This is a genomic window from Symploca atlantica LB2515 (genome assembly GCF_052546295.1).
The window spans coordinates 3,045,089-3,065,066 of the sequence record NZ_JBQWMT010000001.1; the positions used below are offsets into that span (position 1 = coordinate 3,045,089).

Consider the following 19,978-nt stretch of genomic DNA (forward strand, 5'->3'; position numbering starts at 1 on the left):
CTTTTCCTCAACTAAAAGAGTGCCATTCCCGTTAAGACAAGCAAGCAAATTAATTGGATCATTAAGCTGAAAAGCCGAAACCCTGGATCGATACTAGCAATGTGAATCACCGAGTGTATCAGGCGAAATCCAATATAGACAACAACAAGCCAATCTACAACAGTTCCGGAGATACCCCGAACCGTTAGGAGAAACACAACTCCTACATATAAAGGAAGATTTTCTATCAAGTTGGAGTGTACCCTAAATAGTCGCCAAAGCAAGCTTTCATCGTTAGGTGTTGCAAAATCTTTTACAGAACCACCCGCAGATAAATGTCGAACCCGAACTATAAGTAGAAGGGCAACAACAATAATTGTCCACACAATGAAAATGGCTAAACCCCAGAGAGGAAAAGTCATCTCAATCGGTAAAGTGCTGGAAATCATCGCTTTTTCAATGTGCATTATCTTTCTCCAAAAGAACCTGCTAACAGATTAGAAAATTTGCTACTCAGGACTCTAGGAAAAAGTTGCGGGATTTTAGTAAATTATTGCGATTAAGCTTGGCGGAGTTGCTTTGGTGTAACGCCAACAATGCGCTTGAAATATCGCGTAAAGTGACTTTGATCGCAAAAACCTAGGGTAGCTGCAACATCTGCGATACTGAGTTCACCCTTCTTTAATAGAGACTTTGCTGTTTCAATCCGACGCTGCAAAATGTACTGATGTGGGGTTACTCCTATACTCTGCTTGAACAGACGCAAAAAATGATACGGACTCATCTGAGCGATCGCAGCAAGATCAACTAGCTTCAAGTCTTGATGGAGATGATCGTTGATATATTCTCTAACTAGAGTAAGTTTAGTTTGAGATAATCCACCTGTATAACTAGAAAGCTTTGCTTGTGTGGTGCAATACTTTCTTAACAGGTGAATCACCAAAGCTATTTTGAGGCTATCTACTAATAAATGACCACCGATTCCGCCAGATTCTACTTCTTCTTTCAATGTTGAAAAGATACCCTGGATTAAAGTATCTTGTCTGGTCATAAAATAAGGAATCAATTCAATTTGGTCAGGATTTATCCAATCTTGACCGACTTGTTTGAGGAGTGCGGGTTCAATTGCCAAAATCATAAACTGAGCTGAAGTATTCCAACTACAGCGATGAGAAATACCCGCCGGAATGACAGCAATATCTCCTGTACTGCGTTGTTCTCTGCTGTGCTTTCCATCCAACCATCGTTCTCCTGATGAGCAAGTTCCTGATGAGTCCGCAAGCCCATAAGCAATCACATGCATGGTATGCTGATGCTCGGCGGTGGCAAATTTGGGTTGTTGGTAAAGCTCAAGGTGAATGTCGCTCCATCCTGAACTAGCGAGAATGGAAGGCTGGGGTAAGAGTGAACTCGCAGTATTTACTTGGCGGTGATCGAGTACTATAGTCTTTGGTGCTGACAATCTCCTCATCCTCACTGAAATAGATTGGGAGAGCTTCTCTTTACTTTTTAATAATTGCACATCATTAGGTCGTATCAACTGGATTTTTTTCCGAGAAGAAGATTGTTTTGACAGTGCCTTCAGCAAACTTAGCAGTGCTAAAAATACAGAATTATCATCTCCAGAGTATCCAGGTCCATGCAGAAAGCACTTACCCTGAGGAGTGCTGTGGTTTACTCTTGGGAAAGCTTAGTGGCGATGTCAAAACTCTGATTGAGGTCTTGCCGATAAAAAATGCTTGGGATAATCAAGTGGCTGAGGGTTTTAGCGAAATTGATGCTTTAGGGCAGCAACCATCTAGCAAAGGTAGCAGATTCAGCATAGCACCAGCGGTAATGCTTAAAGCCCAAAAAGACGCACGCGATCGCAACCTCGACATTATCGGCATCTACCACTCTCACCCCGACCACCCAGCTATTCCCTCAGAATTTGATCGGTTGATCGCTTGGCAGCAATATTCGTATATTATTGTTTCCGTTCAACAAGGTAAAGCTTGTGACCTCAAGAGCTGGGTACTAAATGAAGAGCACCAGTTCCAGCCAGAGGAAATGATCACGATCAGAGCCTAAGATCTTGCTTAGTTGGGCACGGTAGCCTTCAACTGCTCAACGTTGATGGTGGTATATGTCGCTCAAACTCCAAGATCTAAAACTGCCTATCTCCACAACTCCCAATTTCTCGATAGGCTATTAGTCTTGTGCTCCCTACAAAATTGCCATGTTAAATCCCAATCTGGATCAAGTCCAGCTCAACCAAGAAGAATACGCACGCTACTCCCGACACATTATCTTGCCAGAAGTAGGGTTAGAAGGTCAAAAACGACTCAAAGCTGCTAGTGTTTTGTGTGTCGGTACTGGTGGGTTGGGTTCACCTTTATTACTGTACCTAGCTGCCGCTGGGATCGGGCGTATCGGTATTGTGGACTTTGATATTGTTGACAGTTCTAATCTGCAACGCCAAGTGATCCACGGCACATCTTGGGTAGGCAAACCGAAAATTGAGTCTGCTAAAACCCGGATTCAGGAAATTAATCCCAACTGTCAGGTTGATCTCTATGAAACGCGCTTAAGTTCTGAAAATGCCTTAGAAATTATTGAACCCTACGACATTGTCGTAGATGGCACCGATAACTTCCCGACCCGCTATTTGGTTAATGACGCTTGCGTGCTGCTCAATAAGCCGAATGTTTACGGTTCAATTTTTCGGTTTGAAGGGCAAGCAACGGTGTTTAACTACCAAGAAGGGCCCAACTACCGAGATCTTTTTCCCGAACCACCGCCACCAGGAATGGTGCCTTCTTGCGCAGAAGGAGGTGTTCTGGGGATTCTACCAGGAATTATCGGCGTTATTCAAGCAACGGAAACCGTCAAAATTATTCTGGGTCAAGGTAACACCCTCAGTGGACGTTTGTTGCTCTATAACGCTTTGGATATGACTTTCCGTGAGCTGAAATTGCGACCCAACCCAGAAAGACCAGTAATTGAGGAGTTGGTTGACTACGAACAATTTTGTGGCATAACTCAAGCTAAAGAAGAAGAAGCAAAACGGCAGAAAGAAATGCAAGAGATCAATGTGCAGGAACTCAAGCAGCTACTAGATAGCGGTGTTCAGGATTTTGTGCTGCTTGATGTACGCAATCCTAACGAGTACGATATTGCCAAGATTCCTGGCTCAGTTCTTGTGCCGTTGCCAGAAATTGAAAAGGGCCCTGGTGTTGAACAAGTTAAGGAATTGCTCAATGGTCACCGCTTGATTGCTCATTGTAAGATGGGTGGTCGTTCCGCCAAGGCGTTGGCAATTCTCAAGGACGCGGGTATTGAGGGTACTAATGTTAAAGGTGGGATTACGGCTTGGAGTCGGGAGGTTGACTCCTCCGTACCTGAGTATTAAAGACTTTTCCTGACCTCTTTTTTTGTAAGCGCAGATCGAATTTAACGTTCATCTGCGTTTATTTTTGGGCAATTCCTCTCCACCTTATCTTCCTTACCCACCTTGTCCCCACGCTCTCCTTTGTGCCCCATGTGCAACGCCTATTTTGTCCGTCAGTGAGCCTCAAATACTGGTTGTTTGAGCTTACTGCTAGCTGCGACAAAAAGACCACCGGCTAAAAATGCCATTGCTCCAATCAAAGCACCAGCAGTCGGCGTCAGACTTTCCGGCTGGCTAAACAGAGCACCAAATACACTAGAAGCAACGGCTCCACCACTAAAATAAATGCCAGTACCTAAGCCTGCTTTATCCATTGGCACCATTGAGAGGGCAAAGGGAATCGTGCCATTAGAAACTAAGCTGAAAGTGGCACCAAGTGCGATCGCTACCCCGAAGGCAATTACCCCATTGTGAGTTAACATCATCAGTAACATCAAACCAGCCATGGCAAATAAACCGTAGCTCATGGCTTGGCGGTTTCCCAGGCGGGTAGCCAGGTTTCCTGCTGGAATTGCTGTCAGGGCGAGAGCAATAAAAATGCCGCCCAGAATTAAGCCTTTATTAGCATCGGGAACTTGAGTACTCAGAATTCGAGGAAAGGTTTGCATCATCAGACGAAATCCCAGGGCTACTCCTACCCCGGCTGCGAAGACATACCCCAGTCGAGGCAAGGAAATTTGCCGCCAACTACTTTTCGGTTTGGAGCTGGGAGCAGACTCTGGCATTTGTTGCTGTACGCTGCTGTCAGGGTTGACAAACTTCAGTGCTGTTGCTGATCCCAGCATCACCAAGGATCCGACAGAAAAAGTTACTACTGGTCCTAAGCTGAGGATAAATTGATTAGCCAAAGGACCCATTGCTCCAGCTAACCCCCCTACTAAAGTCAAGATGCTGGCTGCTTGGGGTAGGTTACTGGCAAAAGCATAGCGCCCCAGTAGTGACAGCGCTGGGCTGCGAAATACCGTCATTGCCAAAGCCCAACTTACCATCAGTATGGGCAATACCCAGCGCAACGCGGCTGTAGCTGAGCCAAAAACCACAAAGGCAGGAATCGCGATGAATAAAGCTGAGGCTAAGATAACTCCCACCGAAATGAAGGGAAATCTACTGCCAACCCAATGCTGAAATTGGTCAGAAAGACCCCCCATCAAGGGTTCCATGACGGCTGCCAAAATATTTTCTAAAATCAACAGGCCAGTAGCTAGTCCTGCGGGAAAACCAAACTGAGTCAGTAACTTTAGTAGGTAAAGATTGTAAATTACCCAAGTTAAAGCGATCGTACCCTGCACGGCAGCCAGTCCCCAGACTTGTAGCCATAGTACTCTGGTTGAGGTTCCGGAGCTATTCATGAGCTTGACCTCACAATTTATTTTAATAAGTATCCACCTATACCAGAGAATTATACTGACTGAAGACCAGTCGCATCTGTAGCTATATGGGAAACATGAGTTATCAGAAGTAATATTTTTCTTGATTTGCGACTACCGATTTTTAGTCTGTAATTATTTGTTTCTTGGTGGTATTATGAAAAACCTTTTACTGACTTAATTACTTAATGTAAGGGATTTTACCGCAATTCATCCAACTCTTTGGTAATCTTACTTGAGGAACTTAATAAAACTTAATTGTATCTAATTGCATGTATTTGATGCTGAAAATGTCGCAGAAGTTTTGCCCCTAAATTCTGGTTATTTAATAATCAGTCAACTTTAACATTTTTGGAAAAATATGTTAGCTGCCATTTTATTTGACTTAGACGGAACTTTAGTTAATACCGATCCAGTCCACTATCAGGTCTGGCAAGAAGTTTTGCGAGATTACGGAATAGAAATTGACGAAATTTTCTATAAAACTCGTATCAGCGGTCGTCTCAATTCATTGATTATTGCCGACATTTTGCCCAATTTAACATTAGCAGAAAGTCAACAACTTGCTGAAAAAAAAGAAAGTCGTTTCCGTGAACTGAGCCAGTCCCTCCAACCTCTTCCTGGGTTATTAGATATGCTGGCATGGACAAATAAATTGGGATTACAACGAGCCGTTGTTACTAATGCCCCACCAAAAAACGCTCAATTTATGCTGTCAGTACTTGGCCTGACGAATATTTTTGATACAGTAGTTTTAGCAAATGATGTAGCAGCAGGCAAACCTGACCCTGCCCCCTATCTGTCAGCTCTCAATCGCCTAGGGTTAACTCCAGAGTTAGTAATTGCTTTTGAGGACTCTCCTTCGGGAATTCACTCTTCTGTAGGAGCAGGTATCCGCACTATTGGCATCGCCTCAACTCATCCACCAGAGCATTTGTGTTCTGCTGGAGCAATAATGGCTGTTGCTGATTTTACGGCAAAACAGTTGTGGTCATGGCTGTCTTCTAGCTAAATCAGAAGCCACCAAGAAGGATACTTCAAAATAAGTAATAAGCATGCCCTTGAGCGGAGCGAAGGGTAATAAGTAATAAATAATAAGTAATAAATAATAATACGCTGCCTTTTTTTGAATCACCTGGCGAGTCCAAAGTTTTTTTCCCAAAAGCTATTACCTATTACTGCTACCCGTAGCCTAGGACAACACTATAAAAATCCTGTTCCCTTTTAAAGGGAAAGTCTATGTTTCTCCTAGCCGTTGCTTAACTTAGTAGTTAAGTTTTGCTACTAAGTTAAGCAACTTATCAGCTTAATCAAAAGTCTAGAATAACATCCGGAATGCTGTGGGGATCAGTGTATTCCACTTTACCTTAGACAAAAGTAGTCTGCTTCCGGCTCTATATATTCTTCTCTACTTGGAAGTAATTTTAAGTGTGACTCATCCCCTTTTTTTGCTAGCTATTTTACTGTGAACCAGAGAAAGAAACTTCTCCTCTCTAGAAGAGAGCATTTAGGCATTTCTTTAAAGATATACTCTTACTCCTCCACAGGATGGATACCAAAATGATATTGAGTCAGATAGCTTCGGCATAGAACAATTTAGCAACCCAGCTAGTATCTCTCTCTTTTTGGAAATTCTTCACAATACCTTGGCAAAGGTAAATGATATGAAATGCCTTCCCCAGTGGGTTGCTACAACTGCTTCTCAACAAATACCGACAGTTAGTAAACTTAATAAACTACGTTTGACTATCGGCAGCTTTCTCGGACTGTTTTTGCATGGTCAAATTGTGGCTTTGCCTGGAGCTGTTTTTCCTCAGTGGCAAGCTGAGTTTGGCGACGAATTTTGTCTGGGATGCTTTTATAACTTGTTTCTCCTAGGCAGTTTAATAGGCATCAGCCTAGCCTCTAGGAGTCGCCAGCGCCATCCCCTAATCGCTCTATCTTTGAGCATTATCGGAATTGCCTTTTTGATGAGCGTTAGCTACCCCAACTTTAATGGTATTTTGGTTGGTGCTGTTTTGAGCGGATCGGGAGATGGTATCCTCTGTCTACAATGCAATAGTTTAGTTGGCGAGCTTCATCCCAAGCGAAGGGTCAAGTTACTTAATTGGGCAAATGCGACTTTTGGCTTAGGAGCAATCAGCGCTCCCCTGCTGGACTCTTTGTTACCTTGGAGAACAGTCTTTGCCCTTTGTGCCATACTCGCCTTAGTCTCAGTTGCCCTAGTCTGGCAAGCTCCAGCAGTGCAAGGTTTTGTGCCTAAAGCTGATAAGATGCCTTGGCGTCGAGCTGCAATATTTTTGTTGCTCATTATGTTGTACACGGGCTTAGAAAGTGCTTTAGGAACATGGAGCAGCAGTTACCTACTCTATAGAGGTGTTAGTGTCACGCTGACGGGGACTTTACTCTCCCTATATTGGAGCTGCATTACCCTAGGCAAGATAACCTTAGGGGGTTGGGTAGGAAAGCAGCCAGCAAAGTCCTTGTCGTTTTTGTTAGGAGGCTCTTTAGTCTTCCTCACACTAACCCTAATTCCGCAGCTAGCTCTTCTGCTTCCTCTAGCTGCATTTTTTTATGGTCCACTGTTTGCCACGCTGTTTGCTTTGCTTCAAGAGAGCTGCGGTCATGTAGCACTGACGTACTTTCTCTACGCTGCTTACATTGGCAAAACTGCCATACCGGTAATTTTTGGTTGGCTAAACAATCCTGCTTACTTACCCTATGGCTTTGTTGTTGTGGCACTCATCCTTTATCTACTAAGCTTGCAGCTAAACTTGAGAACAAAGAACTGAGCGACTGTAACCCCGTTTCTAGTTAGTAAAAGCTCCCAACCAGGTAGGATGACCTATGAAATCTTTGCATAGAAAAATTATGAGCAGACAAAGTAGCACTAGACACAGTTCGAGTTCTCGAAATCGTGGCCTCGCGCCTTACTTCCAATGGTGTGCTGGTCAACTAGCAATAGCTGGCTTATTAGCTATGGCAATTCCCGGTGGTCAAGCTACCGCCGCCTCGAATAAATTTGCCGTTTGCTCTGCCGAATTATTGCGGGCTAATATTTCTCCAAGCTTAGCCTCTACAGCCTGTGCAGAGGCACTTGAGCCAATGGACTTGTCAGAATGCGTTCTGAGAATGGCTTCAGTAACACCAGCAATCGCTGATCGAGCTTTGGCTTCTTGTACGCGAGTACGGCGTCCTGTAGAATTGGGGAAATGTGTAGTTGAAATTAATAGACGCACCGAAAGCTCAGATATAAGTTCAGTGCTGGATCACTGTCATCGTAGTCTGTTGCCTCTTCGTTTTTCTAGTTGCGTTATTGGTCTGAGTAATCAGACGGATTTCTCTACGGCAAGAACCATGAGCACTTGTATTGCGGCTGAGGGTTTTACTCGCCAATTGTCCCCTACCCCGGTGCGATCGACTCCACCAAACTCGCTGCCAGATTTTGTGCCGGACTTTACACCAGGGCCAGAGGTTCAAATCAACGGGCCACTTTAGTCAGGTGGGTAAATTTTAATGGAAAGGGGTAAAGAGGCGAGATGATCCTTGGTCTCTTTTTCTTTACCTCTTCTCCTACTGTTTTGCCCTGAAATTGAATTGGACATGAGATCAAGTAGTCTTGGTGCAAAATCTGAGACTATATAGATCTATGTTTTGGGGCAACAAGCAGCATGGAGCGTCGCCATTTTCTCAAATATCTGAGTCTTGCAAGTGCAGGATTCAGTCTCGCTGCCTGTGAATCTAACAATTTCTTCGATTTCCTTACAGGCGATCGCTCCTCCAAAGATTCTCAAGCATCCAGTTTTGGCAAATTGGAGAAAACTTATCTCACTCTTGGTACTATTCCTGTAACGGAGTGTGCCCCCCTAATTGTTGCTAAAGAACAAGGTTTTTTTGAGCGTTATGGTCTTAATGTCGGCCTCAGCAAGCAAAATGACTGGCAAGCTGTCCAAGATGGTTTAGTTGAAGGTAATTTGGACGCCTCACCTGCCTTGTTTGGCATGCCAATGTTTAGTCAGCTTGGTTCAGCCGATGCTCCCATGGTTTCTCTGATGGTACTCAACCTCAATGGTGGCAGTATTACTCTGGATAAAAAAGCCTGGGAAGCAGGAATTCGTCCCTCAACAGAATACTTTCAGTTTCAGGAGTTTGCCGACGCTTATAGGAAGTACGTTAAGGGGTTAGATGAACCCCCGAAATTAGCCATTAATTTCTCCGCGTCAATGGAAAACTATCTCAGTCGCTACTGGCTATCGGCGATGGGAATTAATCCAGAAAAAGACATTGAGATGGTTGAGTTTCCACCATCCCAAATGATTTACAAAATCCAAGCAGGGGTAGTTAATGGCTACTGCGTGAGCGAACCATGGAATCAGCAGGCGGCTTGGGAAAATATAGGATTCACCAGTTACGTCAGTCGCAATATCTGGAAAGGTCATCCAGGAATTGTACTGGCAACAATGCAACCATGGATTGAGGAGAATCCTAACACAGCTAGAGCTTTAGTAGCTGCTCTGCTGGAAGCTTGTCGGTTCTGCGATCAGCGAGAAAATCGGCAGTCTATTGCCCAGATACTCTCTCAAAGTCAATACCTTGATACTGATGCGCAATATATCGAGGCATCTCTATTAGGTAACTATCACTATGGTGGTTTTGATGAACAACAAAGGGTTGTAAAAATTCCTGATTACTACATATTCCATTATCAAGATACTGATTATTTGCAGTCGCCAGAGCATGCTAATTACCCTTGGCGTTCTCACGGAATTTGGCTGTTGACTCAGATGATTCGATGGCGTCAAATTGACATATATGATTATCCTTCTGATGCAGATGAAATCATTGATCGCATTTATCCGACTGAAATCTACAAAGATGCTGCTGAGAAATTGAATCTACCCTTACCAAGCGATCAGCTCAAGATTGAGCCCGCTGAAGTTTTCATCGACAAGCAGGAATTTGACCCCAGCAAACCTACCGAATATCTCAACAGCTTTCCTCTTCGTGCCGGACGTCCTCGAATATTAGCATTGAGTTAAAATGAGGCAATTAAAAAAACTAGCGCAGCAAATTCAGCAGTTCAGCAAAGATGAGAACTTTTTGGCATTTCTTGAATCCATTGAAGTTGTCGTCTCCAAAGTACTATCCCTTTTGATGGTGCTGGTAATTCTGTTTGCTGTTATTGACCTGACATATTTCATTGTTTATGAATTATTTTCTGATTCTGAAGGTTTATTTAAAGCCACGTTGTTCAAGATTTTTGGCTTATTTCTAAACATCCTGATTGCTCTGGAAATTTTAGAAAATATTACTGCCTACCTCAAAAAACACGTTCTTCAGGTAGAGTTGGTAATCGTTACTTCTCTAATCGCCGTTGCTCGTAAAATTATTATTCTTGATATTGATAAAACCTCTGGACTAGATATTATTGGTCTTGGTATCGCGATTTTGTCTTTATCAATCAGCTACTGGATTATTCGCAGCGCCAACAGAAATAAATCTAGTTGACTAGGGAGTTACTATATCAAGTCGTTATTGTTTGCCTTCGTTGATATTGTGATAATCGCAGGGAAGAAAAGAAATAGCAGTTTGCTCCCTGATGTTTCTGCCCTGCTTCTATATACCCAGTAGGGTCAAAAATTGCATGGGGCTGCTTTCTGGAGACTAGCAGCTTCAATAAAAGCCTCGAATATGCCTAAATGAGCAGGATCAACTAGTGAGAGTTCCGGATGCCACTGAAGTGCAATCGCAAAAGGATGCTCTTCGTGTTCGAGTGCTTCGATGACACCATCAGCCGCTTGTGCTGTAATGCGCCAACCTAGTGGCACTGTACGCACGGCTTGATGGTGCCAAGACACAACCATTGCCTCTGGGCTGCCAATAATTGCTGCTAACCGACTTCCTGGTAAAATCCGTACACTGTGCTTAGAAGGTATCAACTGCTCAAGGCGATGAGCCACATCCTCACCAAATTCTTCTGGCACGTGGGAAACCAAGTCACCACCGCTTGCCACCATGAGTACTTCCAAACCCCTACAGATACCCATCAGGGGTTTGTTTAGTTGCAGTGCTAGCCGAGCCATTGCCAGCTCACTCGTATCCCTTTCTGAGTCTACGCCGTAAATTGTCGGATGATGCACTCCGTTGTAGAGAGATGGGTGCAAATCACCACCACCAGGGAAAATTATACCATCTACGATGTCCATAACCACTGCTGGGTCTTGTTGAACCATGGGCAGCAAGACAGGTATACCGCCTGAACGTTGTACAGCTTGAGCATAACCAACGGGTGAGTAAAAATGTTTGTATTCCTGATGTTTGCAACTCATGATGCCGATAATCGGCGGTGTTAGAGTCATCGCTGTTTTACTTGCGCTTGGGCGTATTTGTAAAATCATTACTTAAAGTTAAGATAACAGTTCAATCAGTTAGCATAAGGACTTTTTTGTCCGCAAACTGATACCATTGCTGCATTCTCTGAGATTTTCTTAGCCGATTTAATTCAGTCGTAGTTTTGCTGCTGGTGAGTCCCTATTGGAAGATTTATGGGTTCTCTCAAAGGTAAGCTAACAGTAAATGTAGTTCCTGTACCAACGACACTCTCCACCAAAATCTTACCATTGTGAAGTTCTACACACTTTTTGACAATCGATAACCCTAGACCTGTTCCCGCAATTGTACCCACATTTTTACCTCGATTGAAGGAATCAAATAACTTGCCTTGATCTTCGGGAGGAATGCCAATTCCCTGATCACCGACTTGGAGTATTACCTGATGAGTTTCACAAATCAGTTGGATGGAAACTTTACCGCCGTTGGGAGAATATTTAAAGGCATTGGAGAAGAGATTTGTGAAGATTTGCCGTAGCAATTTAGTATCTCCGTAGAACTGCCTACACTCGCCTGAGCTAGTAAAAATTAACTGATGTGCCTCGTTGACTCCGACTTGTAGCTCCTCTACTAATTCTCTAAAAAAGCTTACTAAGTCGATGAATTCTGGTTGAAACTCCAATTTTTCAAATTCAACACGGGAGAGGAAAAGGACATCATTAACTAAATCTGTCAGGTGGTTAGCTGCAATTTTAATACGTTCCAAATGTTTGAGTTGCTTTGATTCATCTAGCTTATGACGGTAAGCTTCAAGAATTTCTGCTGATGAAGAAATTATTGTCAAAGGCGTGCGATACTCATGGGAAATTGTAGAGATGATTCGAGATTTTAGCTCGTTAAGTTCTTTTTCTTGAGCTAGTGCTTGGTATAACTCAGCTTGCAATCCTAGCAACTGCTCCTCCGCTTGCTGACGATTGCGAATTTCTTGTTGTAGACGAATATTTTGCTCTTGGAGCCTCCTGGTCAAATTTCGGATACTTAAATGTGTATTAACGCGTGCTAAAACTTCTTCTTGCTGAACTGGCTTAGAAATATAATCTACCGCTCCCAGTTGAAACCCTCTGACTTTATCTACTGTTTCCGAGAGTGCACTCATAAAAATAACAGGAATATCTTTTGTTGAGGGATTAGCTTTTAAGTGACGGCAGGTTTCAAATCCATCAACTACCGGCATTATTATATCCAAGAGTACGATATCTGGGTGAGCATATTCAACTGTTTCAATTGCAGCTTCACCATCTTGAGCAACCAAAATCTCCCAACCAGAATCACTGAAATAATCGGATAACACGCCCAAGTTTGTGGGATTGTCATCGACAATTAAAATGCTCCCTTTTTCTGAAGTTTCCCTGCTCATTCACGACTCTCCCTATAGTGTTTGATCAACTCACGGATTCTTCTTATCTGAAACTTTTTGGCAAGTTGACGCAGCTGTAAGGCAAACGGCACGAATTGAGTATCTAACTGTTCCAATTTCCTGGCTTGTTCGATAATGCCGTTCATATTTCCTCTCATTGCCAGATCAAACAGAACAGCAAGTTCCTCCGAAGGTGGAGCAATCACTTCAGTAGCAGTTTGTTCCTGTTCCATTGCCGTAGTCTGCGAGGCATAATTTTCAATATTCAATTCATCTGACTCTTGGTAAATCCATTCCATTTTTAAATAGAACTTCAAATATTTTAGTAGTTCGTCTATGTTGATTGGCTTAGAGAGGAAATCATTACAATTGGCTTCGTGAGCCAACCATTGTTGACGGTCAAAAACACTGGCAGATGTAGCAATAATCACAATGTCTTTAAACCTTGTTTCTTGTCGCAACCGATGGGTAGCTTCAAAGCCATTCATCACTGGCATCACTAAGTCCATAAAAATTAGATCCGGCTCAAACTCGTCGGCTTTATTCAGAGCATCTCTACCATCACTAGCCTCAACTATATTGAACCCTAGAGACTTAAGTAAATTGACCAAAAACGAGCGGTTTTGCCATTGGTCATCTACAATCAAAATTTTTTGCTTAGACCCGTGATAACCAATAATGTTACGCGAGTTAACCTGATCTAGGGCACGCCATTGCGAAACTTCAGGCAATTCTAAATCCAGACAAAAAACGCTGCCTTTACCTACTATACTGTTTACCTTGATTTCTCCACCCATTACTTGCGCTAACTTCTGACTGATAGACAGTCCCAAGCCTGTTCCTTCCACTAAATTTTGAGTCCCGCCTACTTGTTGAAACGGTAAAAAAATTTCTGCTAATTTACTTCTTTCTATGCCAATGCCTGTATCTTCAATCTGAAACCTAATTTTGATGACAGATGAGTTAGTTGTGGGTGGTAAAGTAGGTGAGGTAATTGAGAGATTATTGACACATGTTACCGTTCTAACCGTAAACACAACTCCTCCAGTTTCGGTAAACTTGATGGCATTGCCCAGTAAATTGATTAAGACTTGTCTTAACCTTGTCTCATCGCCACGGACGCCAATGGGGAGAAGAGAAAGAGTTTTGTAAGTAAAAGAAATGCCCTTTTGTTGAGCACGAATACGGACGATTTCAGTAATACCTTTAAGAAACTCTGGAAAATCAAACTCGCTGAGACGAAGTTCCATTTTGCTAGCTTCAATTTTAGAGAGGTCTAAAATATCATTGATCAGGTCTAGCAGGTGTTCACCGCACTGGTGAATGATCTTCAAGCCATCCTCTTGCTTGGAGGGCAGAGATTTTTCTCGTTTGAGAATTTGGGTGTAACCCAAAATTCCGTTTAAGGGGGTTCGGAGTTCATGGCTCATATTTGCTAAAAATTCGCTTTTAGCACGATTAGCAACCTCAGCTGCTTCCTTAGCTTCTTTTAATTCCTGTGTTCGCTGTTCCACTTTTATTTCTAGGGTTTGGGAATAGTCCTCTAACTCCTGCTTGGCAGTTTCTAAGTGGGTATTAGTGGCCAGTAAAGCTTGTTCCTTGTCACGAAGAGTATTTACTAGTTTGTTTAATGACTGGGAAAGTCTCGCTACTTCATCTTTGCCAGGTAATACCGAAATCTTGACATTGGGTTCGCCTTGACGGAGGCGTTCAGCAACAGCAACAATCGCTAGTAGCGGATGAGTAATGCGTTCGACAAAAATCCAGCTTAAGCCAGCAAAAAGGATGCCCAAAAGTAATCCCCAGCAAAATATTTGCTGCCGCAGTTGTCTCACTGGAGCAAATGCGATCGCAGTAGGTTGCCGCACTAAAACCTTCCACCCTAGTCCAGGATAGTCTTCATGTCCTTGAGTACGACTTAAGCCGGTAAGATAAGCTTTCCCTTCGGGCCAAGTTTCAACTTGATAACTCGGTGACTGAATAGGAATTCCTTGGAGGCTATTGAAGGTTAGTTTTTTAAAGGTTAATCTGGGAGGGCCGAGTAGTACAGCATTATCTTTAGATAGAATCAGCACTTCTATTTGGGAGTCTTTTGACATGGGTTCTAAGAGAGATTCTTCTACCTCTTTTGCCCAATTCCATGACAGATGTGCACCTAAAACTCCCCGAAAAGTTCCATTATCATCTGTCACTGGTGCCGCCACATCGACGAATCGCAGTGGTTCTCTAGTCGAGTTAGGTAGCAGTTTAGCTAGTATTACAGCTTCATGGACATCGCCGACATAGGGACTGGTTGAAGCCTTGTGAAACCAAGGCCTAGCAGAAACATCTTTACCTTCTAGGAGAGAATTAGCACTGGCAACAACCCTGCCTGTCGGGTTGGTCAATCCAATCCAAGCGTAGTCTGGATAGGTGCTCTGTAACTTCTCTAAAATCCGGCGCTTTTCAGAGATAGGAGTATTGGGATTGTAAATACTCTCCAGTGTCGTCACAATCTGGAGCTCGCGGTAGCGCTCGAACATACTCCGATCTAACCGCTCGCTGAGAAAATAGGATAGCTCGGCTAGGGATTGTCCTCGATCCGCTCTGAGTTGCTGACCAGTATTTTGACCAATAGCCAGACTGGTTAAAGTTGAGAATATTAGGGCAAGTAGGGCTATCCCCAGTCCGATTTGGGTTGAGAGACTTTGGCGCGGATTAAGACGGACGACTTTTCGACTGAAATTTCTGACGATAAAATTGCTGGCGAGCATGGGACGCACATATGGAAATCCTAAAAATCACCCCAGTTAAGCCCAAGCATCTGAGATTAGGCTATGGCACCTAGGCGACAACTAACAACATCTTTTTCTTGGCAGCCCTAGGGAAAGTTCGTGCCTAGATCAACTTTACTCTCAACAGCAGTCTTGTCCTGCCCGTAAATCCACGCACTTTTTGACAATTAATTACCCTACTTCCTCAGACCAACTGTGCTACTGTCATAGCTTAGGCAAAAAACTCTGCCGCACCAGGAACTGATGAAGAGTATTGACACTCCTCGGAGTGAACGCATGAGGATTCTTTGATCATTGAGTCGGCTTGCCCGTTGATGCTAGCGCCCGCGAGTAGAGGTCGTTCTGTCCGAAAGCGTTAATTTCTCTAGGACACACGGTATTTAAATCAATTCCTGCCTGCCTCAAAGCTTTCGCCAAGATAATTAAACTCAATGAAGGAGTCGCCTCTTCTACAGCTCTCCAAAACAGAACGCGAACACCCAGTTATTGACTTCTAGGGTTTTGAAGTATTTAAGGCTTATCCACGTTCTGCCTTAATTTCTGTGACGGTGAGCACCCGAGCCTTGAAATGGCGCTGAATTTAAGTACAGTCCACCTCAAAAAATAGGTTGAATTAATTCCCAAAAAAGCTGTCCAATGGGGCTTTGTCAATGTTTACACAATTAACGACGTTACTGTAAAGCCAAACTTTCATAGCGCGCTGAAAATTGATTTTAAAACCGCGGCTCTAGCAAGAGTACTTAGAGAATTGGAGTTAGTTAAGTAAGAAAGAGTGAAATTGTCGTAAGTCTTAATAGAAAATTAGCAATAGAAGATTAAGTTTATCAGACAGATACTGATATTTACAGCTCAATTTTCCATTTTCTATTTTCCACCTTCCCTATTAGAGTTTACAGTTATCGACACGTGAGAAAAAACAATCAGCCTCTACCGCACCTTCAACTCCCACTAACTTTATAGCACCAGTACCCCACCCTAGACTCAAACTCAAAGGTAGATGTCCTGGAGGTTTTTCAGAAACAAAGGTTAGCTCAGAATAAGATTTCCAGGTATCATTTTCTCGCCAACCCACACGAACAGCAAACTTTTCGTAAGCCATCAAGTCGTATATTCCAAGTTTTCCCCCTTCCTCAATCCAAATCTGCTTTTGGACGCTGAAGCCAAAGCAGCCGTTAGTGTAATTTAACCACAATTGATTAATAGTAAATAGATCCTTACAGGGAAACTTTTGCATATCTTCGTTATCTAAATAACCTCGTTGCTGTTTACCCATAATTTCCAACATTTTCTGACGAGTTTCTTCGTCTGCTTCTTGCCATTTTTTTGCTGAAAGTAAGTCTTGCAATTTTGTGTAGTCAATCTCTCTTTCTGAAGTAGGAGATTCGTCTAACAAGCTTTGCTGAAGATAGTCAATAACAGCTAACTGAGGATTTATCTGAGGAGCAGTAATTTTGGTAGCTATATCAGATAGATTAAGAGCTTGTAGTACCTGAGTAGCTGATTGATAACGGTCTTTAACCATATTTTTCACCAGCTTATCTAAAATTTCCCCCAATTGAGGGCTAATTTTCGTCTCTTCTGGCAAGCTTCCTCGCCAGTTCAAACTACCTTCGAGGGAGTTATAGAGGTCAAAAGGGTGCACTCCAGTCAGCAGATGAATACAAGTTGCACCCAAAGCATAGAGGTCACTAGCAGGATGAACAGTGCCAGACTGTAGTTGTTCAGCAGGTGCATATCCCAGCGTACCAATCATCGTTCCCTGGTCTGCGAGAACTCTTCCTGTTGCTTGTTTAGCCCCACCAAAATCAATTAAGACAAATTTGTCATCACTACAACGGCGGATAATATTAGCTGGCTTGAGGTCTCGGTGTATTACACCTTGCTCATGAATAAAATTGAGTACTGGCAACAAATCAGCCAACAGCTTCCGCAGTTTGCTTTCTTTGTAAGGTTTAACTACTTGTGTTTCCTGGTCTTGTAATTCATCCAATAAGGTCTTCCCGTCGATAAACTCCTGCACCAGATAAAGTTGATTATCTTGTTCAAAATGAGCATACAACTCAGGAATTTGCTCATTTTTGCCCAATTCATACAATCGTAGGGCTTCTTGATTAAATAACTCTGTTGCCTTGTGGTCTTGTTCAGGAGACAGCAAAAAGAGCTTAATCACACAGGGGTGCTGGAGACGGTCTTGATCTATTGCTTTGAATGTTCTACTACATCCGCCTAGACCGAGGGGCTGGATTGCACGGTAGCGGTCTTTCAGCAGTAGTTTAGTGCCACAGGTGAGACAAAACTTTGCGTCGTCAGGGTTTCGGGGTTTGGAACAATTGGGGTTAAAGCAGTAGCTCATGGTCAGGGCACTGGCAGGCTTTCTACTTATTGTGACCTTTACTGCTTCCCCTTGTCGCCTCTGACAACATCCCTACTTTTGGACAACTTTTTCCTACTTTGAAGTAATTAAGCAATTCTTAACCCAGAGTTTCACTACGAACCACAGAAAAGCTCTACTAGCGCTCAATTGACCCTTTACGGTTCTCAAAGTTCCTATACGGATTCTGCCCCAAAATCTAATCTGGTCTACTCTGCAAAAGTCTTCAGACCAAACCGCGTCCATCTGCGGCTAAGGGTGTGGAGCTTTTGGTAGGAAAACTTTTTGCTGTTTTCGTTGTTAAGATAGCCTTGCCGCTTTTGCCTCAGAACTGCCAGTATTTTTTTGTGGGTTTTCTCCTCTGTTCGCTTCCTAGCTGCAATTAAGTTTCTTAATCTTGTACAGTCAACTCCTCTTTTCGATATCAGCAGTTTGCCAAGCACACTCTGAGTAGGATACCTCACAGAAGCAGAGTAAGGAATTATTACAGGAAAGGTAATTTTTGGAGCTATTTCAGGTTGATTAAGATCTTCTAATACTTGATTAGCTGATTGATAGCGGTCTTTAGTAAAAGGTTGAATTAATTTATCTAAAATTTTACCTAGCTTAGGACTAATCTTTTGCTTTTGGGGCAGGTTTTCTCGCCAGTTGATACAGCCTTTTATCGGGTTATAGAGTTCAAAAGGATGCTTGCCAGTGAGGAGGTGAATACAAGTTGCTCCTAAAGCGTAGAGGTCACTATTAGGGTAGGCATTGCCAGATTCTAGTTGTTCAGCTGGTGCATATCCCAGCGTGCCGATCATCGTTTCTTTTCCTAGCAAAACGGTTGCTGTTATGCGTTTAGCTACACCAAAATCAATCAATACAAATTTGCCGTCACTACGACGGCGCATAATGTTGGCTGGCTTGATGTCTCTGTGAATCACACCTTGTTGATGGATAAACTGGAGTACTGGCAGTAAATCGACCAGCATCTCTCGAATTTGGCTTTCGCTTTTGGTTCCTTGTTGTTCTATTTCTTCCCGGAGATTGAGACCATCAATAAACTCTTGCACGAGATACAGTCGATGATTTTGCTCAAAATGGGCATAAAATTCGGGAATTTGTTCATGCTTGCCCAATTCATAGAGTTGTAGGGCTTCTTGTTTAAACAGTTCCGTTGCTTCTTGATCTTGCTCAGGCGAGAGCAGAAAGAGTTTAATTGCACAAGGGTGTTTGCGCTCTTGATCTAAAGCCTTAAAAGTTCTACTACATCCACCTAAACCTCTGGGCTTGAGCGCACGGTAGCGGTTTTTTAAAAGTAGTTCTGTACCACAGGCTAGGCAAAACTTAGACTCTTCTGGGTTCTGGGGTTTGGGGCAGTTCGAGTTCAGGCAGTAGCTCATGAGCCTGGTTATCTCAGGTCTTTTTGATATTTTCCCCCTTTATTCAGTGCAATTTTTGCCAGATCGCCAGTGTTTACCAAATCTTGTTTCTCAGCTTAGTCTTGTTTACACAATCCTCATAAAAATAGCAACAATAGTAGCAATTGGCTTGTTATTACTTAATAAATACTTATATAAATTAGCTGCTTTATAGGTTGCAATTAATGTGATGCGTTTATCCCTAAGTAAAGTTCTCCCACCTTGGGATCGTTGAGCAAGTCTTGAGCAGGACCTTCAAAGCGATCGCGTCCTGTGTCGAGTACATAACCTCGATCAGCCATTGCCAAAGCTTTGCGGGCATTCTGCTCTACGAGAACAATTGCTTTGCCTGTTTGGTTAATTTTTTTAATTTGCTCAAACACACTGTTAACCAAGATGGGAGACAAAGCTGCAGAGGGTTCATCGAGGAGTAGTAAGTCGGGTTCAAGCATCAAAGCCCGTCCCATTGCCAGCATTTGACGTTCCCCTCCAGAGAGAGTACCTGCCCTTTGACGACGCCGTTCGGCTAACACCGGGAAAGTGGTGTAGATTTTCTCTTTGAGAGGTGGCAATGGTTCTTGGCGGATAAATGCTCCCATTTCCAAATTTTCTTCTACAGAAAGGGAAGGAAACACATTGGCAATTTGCGGTACGTAGCACATCCCCCGCTTCACTATTTGATTCGACTTCAGACCAGTTATATCCTTGCCTTTAAAAATAACTCTGCCTTGGTTGGGAGTTAATAACCCGAAAATAGTTTTCACGAGAGTTGATTTTCCAGCACCATTGGGGCCAATTACTGCCACCAATTCTCCTGGATTAATCTGAAAATTGACGCCTTGCAGGATATTGAGGTCTTTAATATACCCTGCATGTACATCTTCTACTACTAGTAAAGTCATCGGTT

At 43.1% G+C, this 19,978-nt stretch carries 17 protein-coding genes; 7 read left to right on the forward strand and 10 right to left on the reverse strand.

What is annotated here, in order from left to right; all coding sequences use genetic code 11:
- Positions 1-11 precede the first annotated feature (11 nt).
- Both ACT7WV_RS12680 and ACT7WV_RS12685 read right to left on the reverse strand, forming a co-directional pair.
- Positions 12-446 (reverse strand): MAPEG family protein, encoded by a 435-nt coding sequence (locus tag ACT7WV_RS12680; protein ID WP_445103235.1) that lies wholly within the window; start codon positions 444-446, stop codon positions 12-14.
- 92 nt (positions 447-538) lie between these two features.
- Positions 539-1,450: a helix-turn-helix domain-containing protein gene (locus tag ACT7WV_RS12685; protein WP_463424165.1), complete on the reverse strand. Its 912-nt coding sequence runs from the start codon at positions 1,448-1,450 to the stop codon at positions 539-541.
- A 125-nt stretch (positions 1,451-1,575) separates the two neighbouring features.
- Between ACT7WV_RS12685 and ACT7WV_RS12690 the strand changes: the two genes are divergently transcribed.
- Together ACT7WV_RS12690 and moeB are read left to right on the forward strand one after the other, a co-directional pair.
- Complete coding sequence (locus tag ACT7WV_RS12690; RefSeq protein WP_445103237.1) at positions 1,576-2,049, forward strand: M67 family metallopeptidase; 474 nt, start codon at positions 1,576-1,578, stop codon at positions 2,047-2,049.
- A gap of 148 nt (positions 2,050-2,197) precedes the next feature.
- Positions 2,198-3,370: a molybdopterin-synthase adenylyltransferase MoeB gene (gene moeB / locus ACT7WV_RS12695; protein WP_445103238.1), complete on the forward strand. Its 1,173-nt coding sequence runs from the start codon at positions 2,198-2,200 to the stop codon at positions 3,368-3,370.
- Between the two features lie 152 nt (positions 3,371-3,522).
- Here moeB and ACT7WV_RS12700 read toward each other — a convergent pair whose 3' ends face one another.
- Entirely contained in the window at positions 3,523-4,758 is a 1,236-nt protein-coding gene (locus ACT7WV_RS12700; protein ID WP_445103239.1) for an MFS transporter, read from the reverse strand.
- A 379-nt stretch (positions 4,759-5,137) separates the two neighbouring features.
- Here ACT7WV_RS12700 and ACT7WV_RS12705 point away from each other — a divergent pair, with 379 nt between their 5' ends.
- The 5 genes from ACT7WV_RS12705 (at position 5,138) to ACT7WV_RS12725 (ending at position 10,284) form a co-directional block, all read left to right on the forward strand.
- Positions 5,138-5,788 carry an HAD family hydrolase gene (locus ACT7WV_RS12705; RefSeq protein ID WP_445103240.1) on the forward strand — a complete coding sequence of 217 codons (651 nt, stop codon included), beginning with the start codon at positions 5,138-5,140 and terminating at the stop codon, positions 5,786-5,788.
- Positions 5,789-6,440: 652 nt separating this feature from the next.
- Positions 6,441-7,568 carry an MFS transporter gene (locus ACT7WV_RS12710; RefSeq protein WP_445103241.1) on the forward strand — a complete coding sequence of 376 codons (1,128 nt, stop codon included), beginning with the start codon at positions 6,441-6,443 and terminating at the stop codon, positions 7,566-7,568.
- 55 nt (positions 7,569-7,623) lie between these two features.
- Positions 7,624-8,274, forward strand: a complete 651-nt coding sequence (locus ACT7WV_RS12715) for a hypothetical protein (RefSeq protein ID WP_445103242.1) — start codon at positions 7,624-7,626, stop codon at positions 8,272-8,274.
- 173 nt (positions 8,275-8,447) lie between these two features.
- Positions 8,448-9,815, forward strand: a complete 1,368-nt coding sequence (locus ACT7WV_RS12720) for a CmpA/NrtA family ABC transporter substrate-binding protein (protein ID WP_445103243.1) — start codon at positions 8,448-8,450, stop codon at positions 9,813-9,815.
- A gap of 1 nt (position 9,816) precedes the next feature.
- Complete coding sequence (locus ACT7WV_RS12725) at positions 9,817-10,284, forward strand: phosphate-starvation-inducible PsiE family protein (RefSeq protein WP_445103244.1); 468 nt, start codon at positions 9,817-9,819, stop codon at positions 10,282-10,284.
- Positions 10,285-10,409: 125 nt separating this feature from the next.
- On the opposite strand, the gene ACT7WV_RS12730 is transcribed toward ACT7WV_RS12725, so the two are convergent.
- The 7 genes from ACT7WV_RS12730 to ACT7WV_RS12760 all read right to left on the reverse strand — a co-directional run bounded on the left by ACT7WV_RS12730 (position 10,410) and on the right by ACT7WV_RS12760 (position 19,973).
- Positions 10,410-11,135 (reverse strand): gamma-glutamyl-gamma-aminobutyrate hydrolase family protein, encoded by a 726-nt coding sequence (locus ACT7WV_RS12730; protein ID WP_445103245.1) that lies wholly within the window; start codon positions 11,133-11,135, stop codon positions 10,410-10,412.
- Between the two features lie 143 nt (positions 11,136-11,278).
- The gene (locus ACT7WV_RS12735) at positions 11,279-12,523 is read right to left on the reverse strand and encodes a hybrid sensor histidine kinase/response regulator (protein WP_445103246.1); all 1,245 of its coding nucleotides are present in this window, start codon (positions 12,521-12,523) and stop codon (positions 11,279-11,281) included.
- The gene (locus ACT7WV_RS12740) at positions 12,520-15,276 is read right to left on the reverse strand and encodes a response regulator (protein ID WP_445103247.1); all 2,757 of its coding nucleotides are present in this window, start codon (positions 15,274-15,276) and stop codon (positions 12,520-12,522) included. The genes ACT7WV_RS12735 and ACT7WV_RS12740 overlap by 4 nt, the downstream gene beginning before the upstream one ends.
- A gap of 312 nt (positions 15,277-15,588) precedes the next feature.
- Entirely contained in the window at positions 15,589-15,729 is a 141-nt protein-coding gene (locus ACT7WV_RS12745) for a hypothetical protein (RefSeq protein ID WP_445103248.1), read from the reverse strand.
- A 451-nt stretch (positions 15,730-16,180) separates the two neighbouring features.
- Positions 16,181-17,650, reverse strand: a complete 1,470-nt coding sequence (locus tag ACT7WV_RS12750; protein WP_445103249.1) for a GUN4 domain-containing protein — start codon at positions 17,648-17,650, stop codon at positions 16,181-16,183.
- A gap of 227 nt (positions 17,651-17,877) precedes the next feature.
- Positions 17,878-19,053: a protein kinase domain-containing protein gene (locus ACT7WV_RS12755; RefSeq protein ID WP_445103250.1), complete on the reverse strand. Its 1,176-nt coding sequence runs from the start codon at positions 19,051-19,053 to the stop codon at positions 17,878-17,880.
- Positions 19,054-19,253: 200 nt separating this feature from the next.
- A complete protein-coding gene (locus ACT7WV_RS12760) occupies positions 19,254-19,973 on the reverse strand; it encodes an ABC transporter ATP-binding protein (RefSeq protein ID WP_445103251.1) in 720 nt (239 codons plus the stop codon).
- Positions 19,974-19,978: the final 5 nt, after the last annotated feature.

Excerpts from the sequence above, each read along its gene's own strand:
- ACT7WV_RS12760 (WP_445103251.1), bottom strand. The coding sequence starts at position 19,973 with ATGACTTTACTAGTAGTAGAAGATGTACATGCAGGGTATATTAAAGAC.
- ACT7WV_RS12720 (WP_445103243.1), top strand. The coding sequence starts at position 8,448 with ATGGAGCGTCGCCATTTTCTCAAATATCTGAGTCTTGCAAGTGCAGGA.
- ACT7WV_RS12710 (WP_445103241.1), top strand. The coding sequence starts at position 6,441 with ATGAAATGCCTTCCCCAGTGGGTTGCTACAACTGCTTCTCAACAAATA.
- ACT7WV_RS12725 (WP_445103244.1), top strand. The coding sequence starts at position 9,817 with ATGAGGCAATTAAAAAAACTAGCGCAGCAAATTCAGCAGTTCAGCAAA.
- ACT7WV_RS12680 (WP_445103235.1), bottom strand. The coding sequence starts at position 446 with ATGCACATTGAAAAAGCGATGATTTCCAGCACTTTACCGATTGAGATG.
- ACT7WV_RS12755 (WP_445103250.1), bottom strand. The coding sequence starts at position 19,053 with ATGAGCTACTGCCTGAACTCGAACTGCCCCAAACCCCAGAACCCAGAA.
- ACT7WV_RS12700 (WP_445103239.1), bottom strand. The coding sequence starts at position 4,758 with ATGAATAGCTCCGGAACCTCAACCAGAGTACTATGGCTACAAGTCTGG.
- ACT7WV_RS12735 (WP_445103246.1), bottom strand. The coding sequence starts at position 12,523 with ATGAGCAGGGAAACTTCAGAAAAAGGGAGCATTTTAATTGTCGATGAC.
- ACT7WV_RS12685 (WP_463424165.1), bottom strand. The coding sequence starts at position 1,450 with ATGAGGAGATTGTCAGCACCAAAGACTATAGTACTCGATCACCGCCAA.
- ACT7WV_RS12715 (WP_445103242.1), top strand. The coding sequence starts at position 7,624 with ATGAAATCTTTGCATAGAAAAATTATGAGCAGACAAAGTAGCACTAGA.
- ACT7WV_RS12730 (WP_445103245.1), bottom strand. The coding sequence starts at position 11,135 with ATGACTCTAACACCGCCGATTATCGGCATCATGAGTTGCAAACATCAG.
- moeB (WP_445103238.1), top strand. The coding sequence starts at position 2,198 with ATGTTAAATCCCAATCTGGATCAAGTCCAGCTCAACCAAGAAGAATAC.
- ACT7WV_RS12740 (WP_445103247.1), bottom strand. The coding sequence starts at position 15,276 with ATGCTCGCCAGCAATTTTATCGTCAGAAATTTCAGTCGAAAAGTCGTC.
- ACT7WV_RS12750 (WP_445103249.1), bottom strand. The coding sequence starts at position 17,650 with ATGAGCTACTGCTTTAACCCCAATTGTTCCAAACCCCGAAACCCTGAC.
- ACT7WV_RS12705 (WP_445103240.1), top strand. The coding sequence starts at position 5,138 with ATGTTAGCTGCCATTTTATTTGACTTAGACGGAACTTTAGTTAATACC.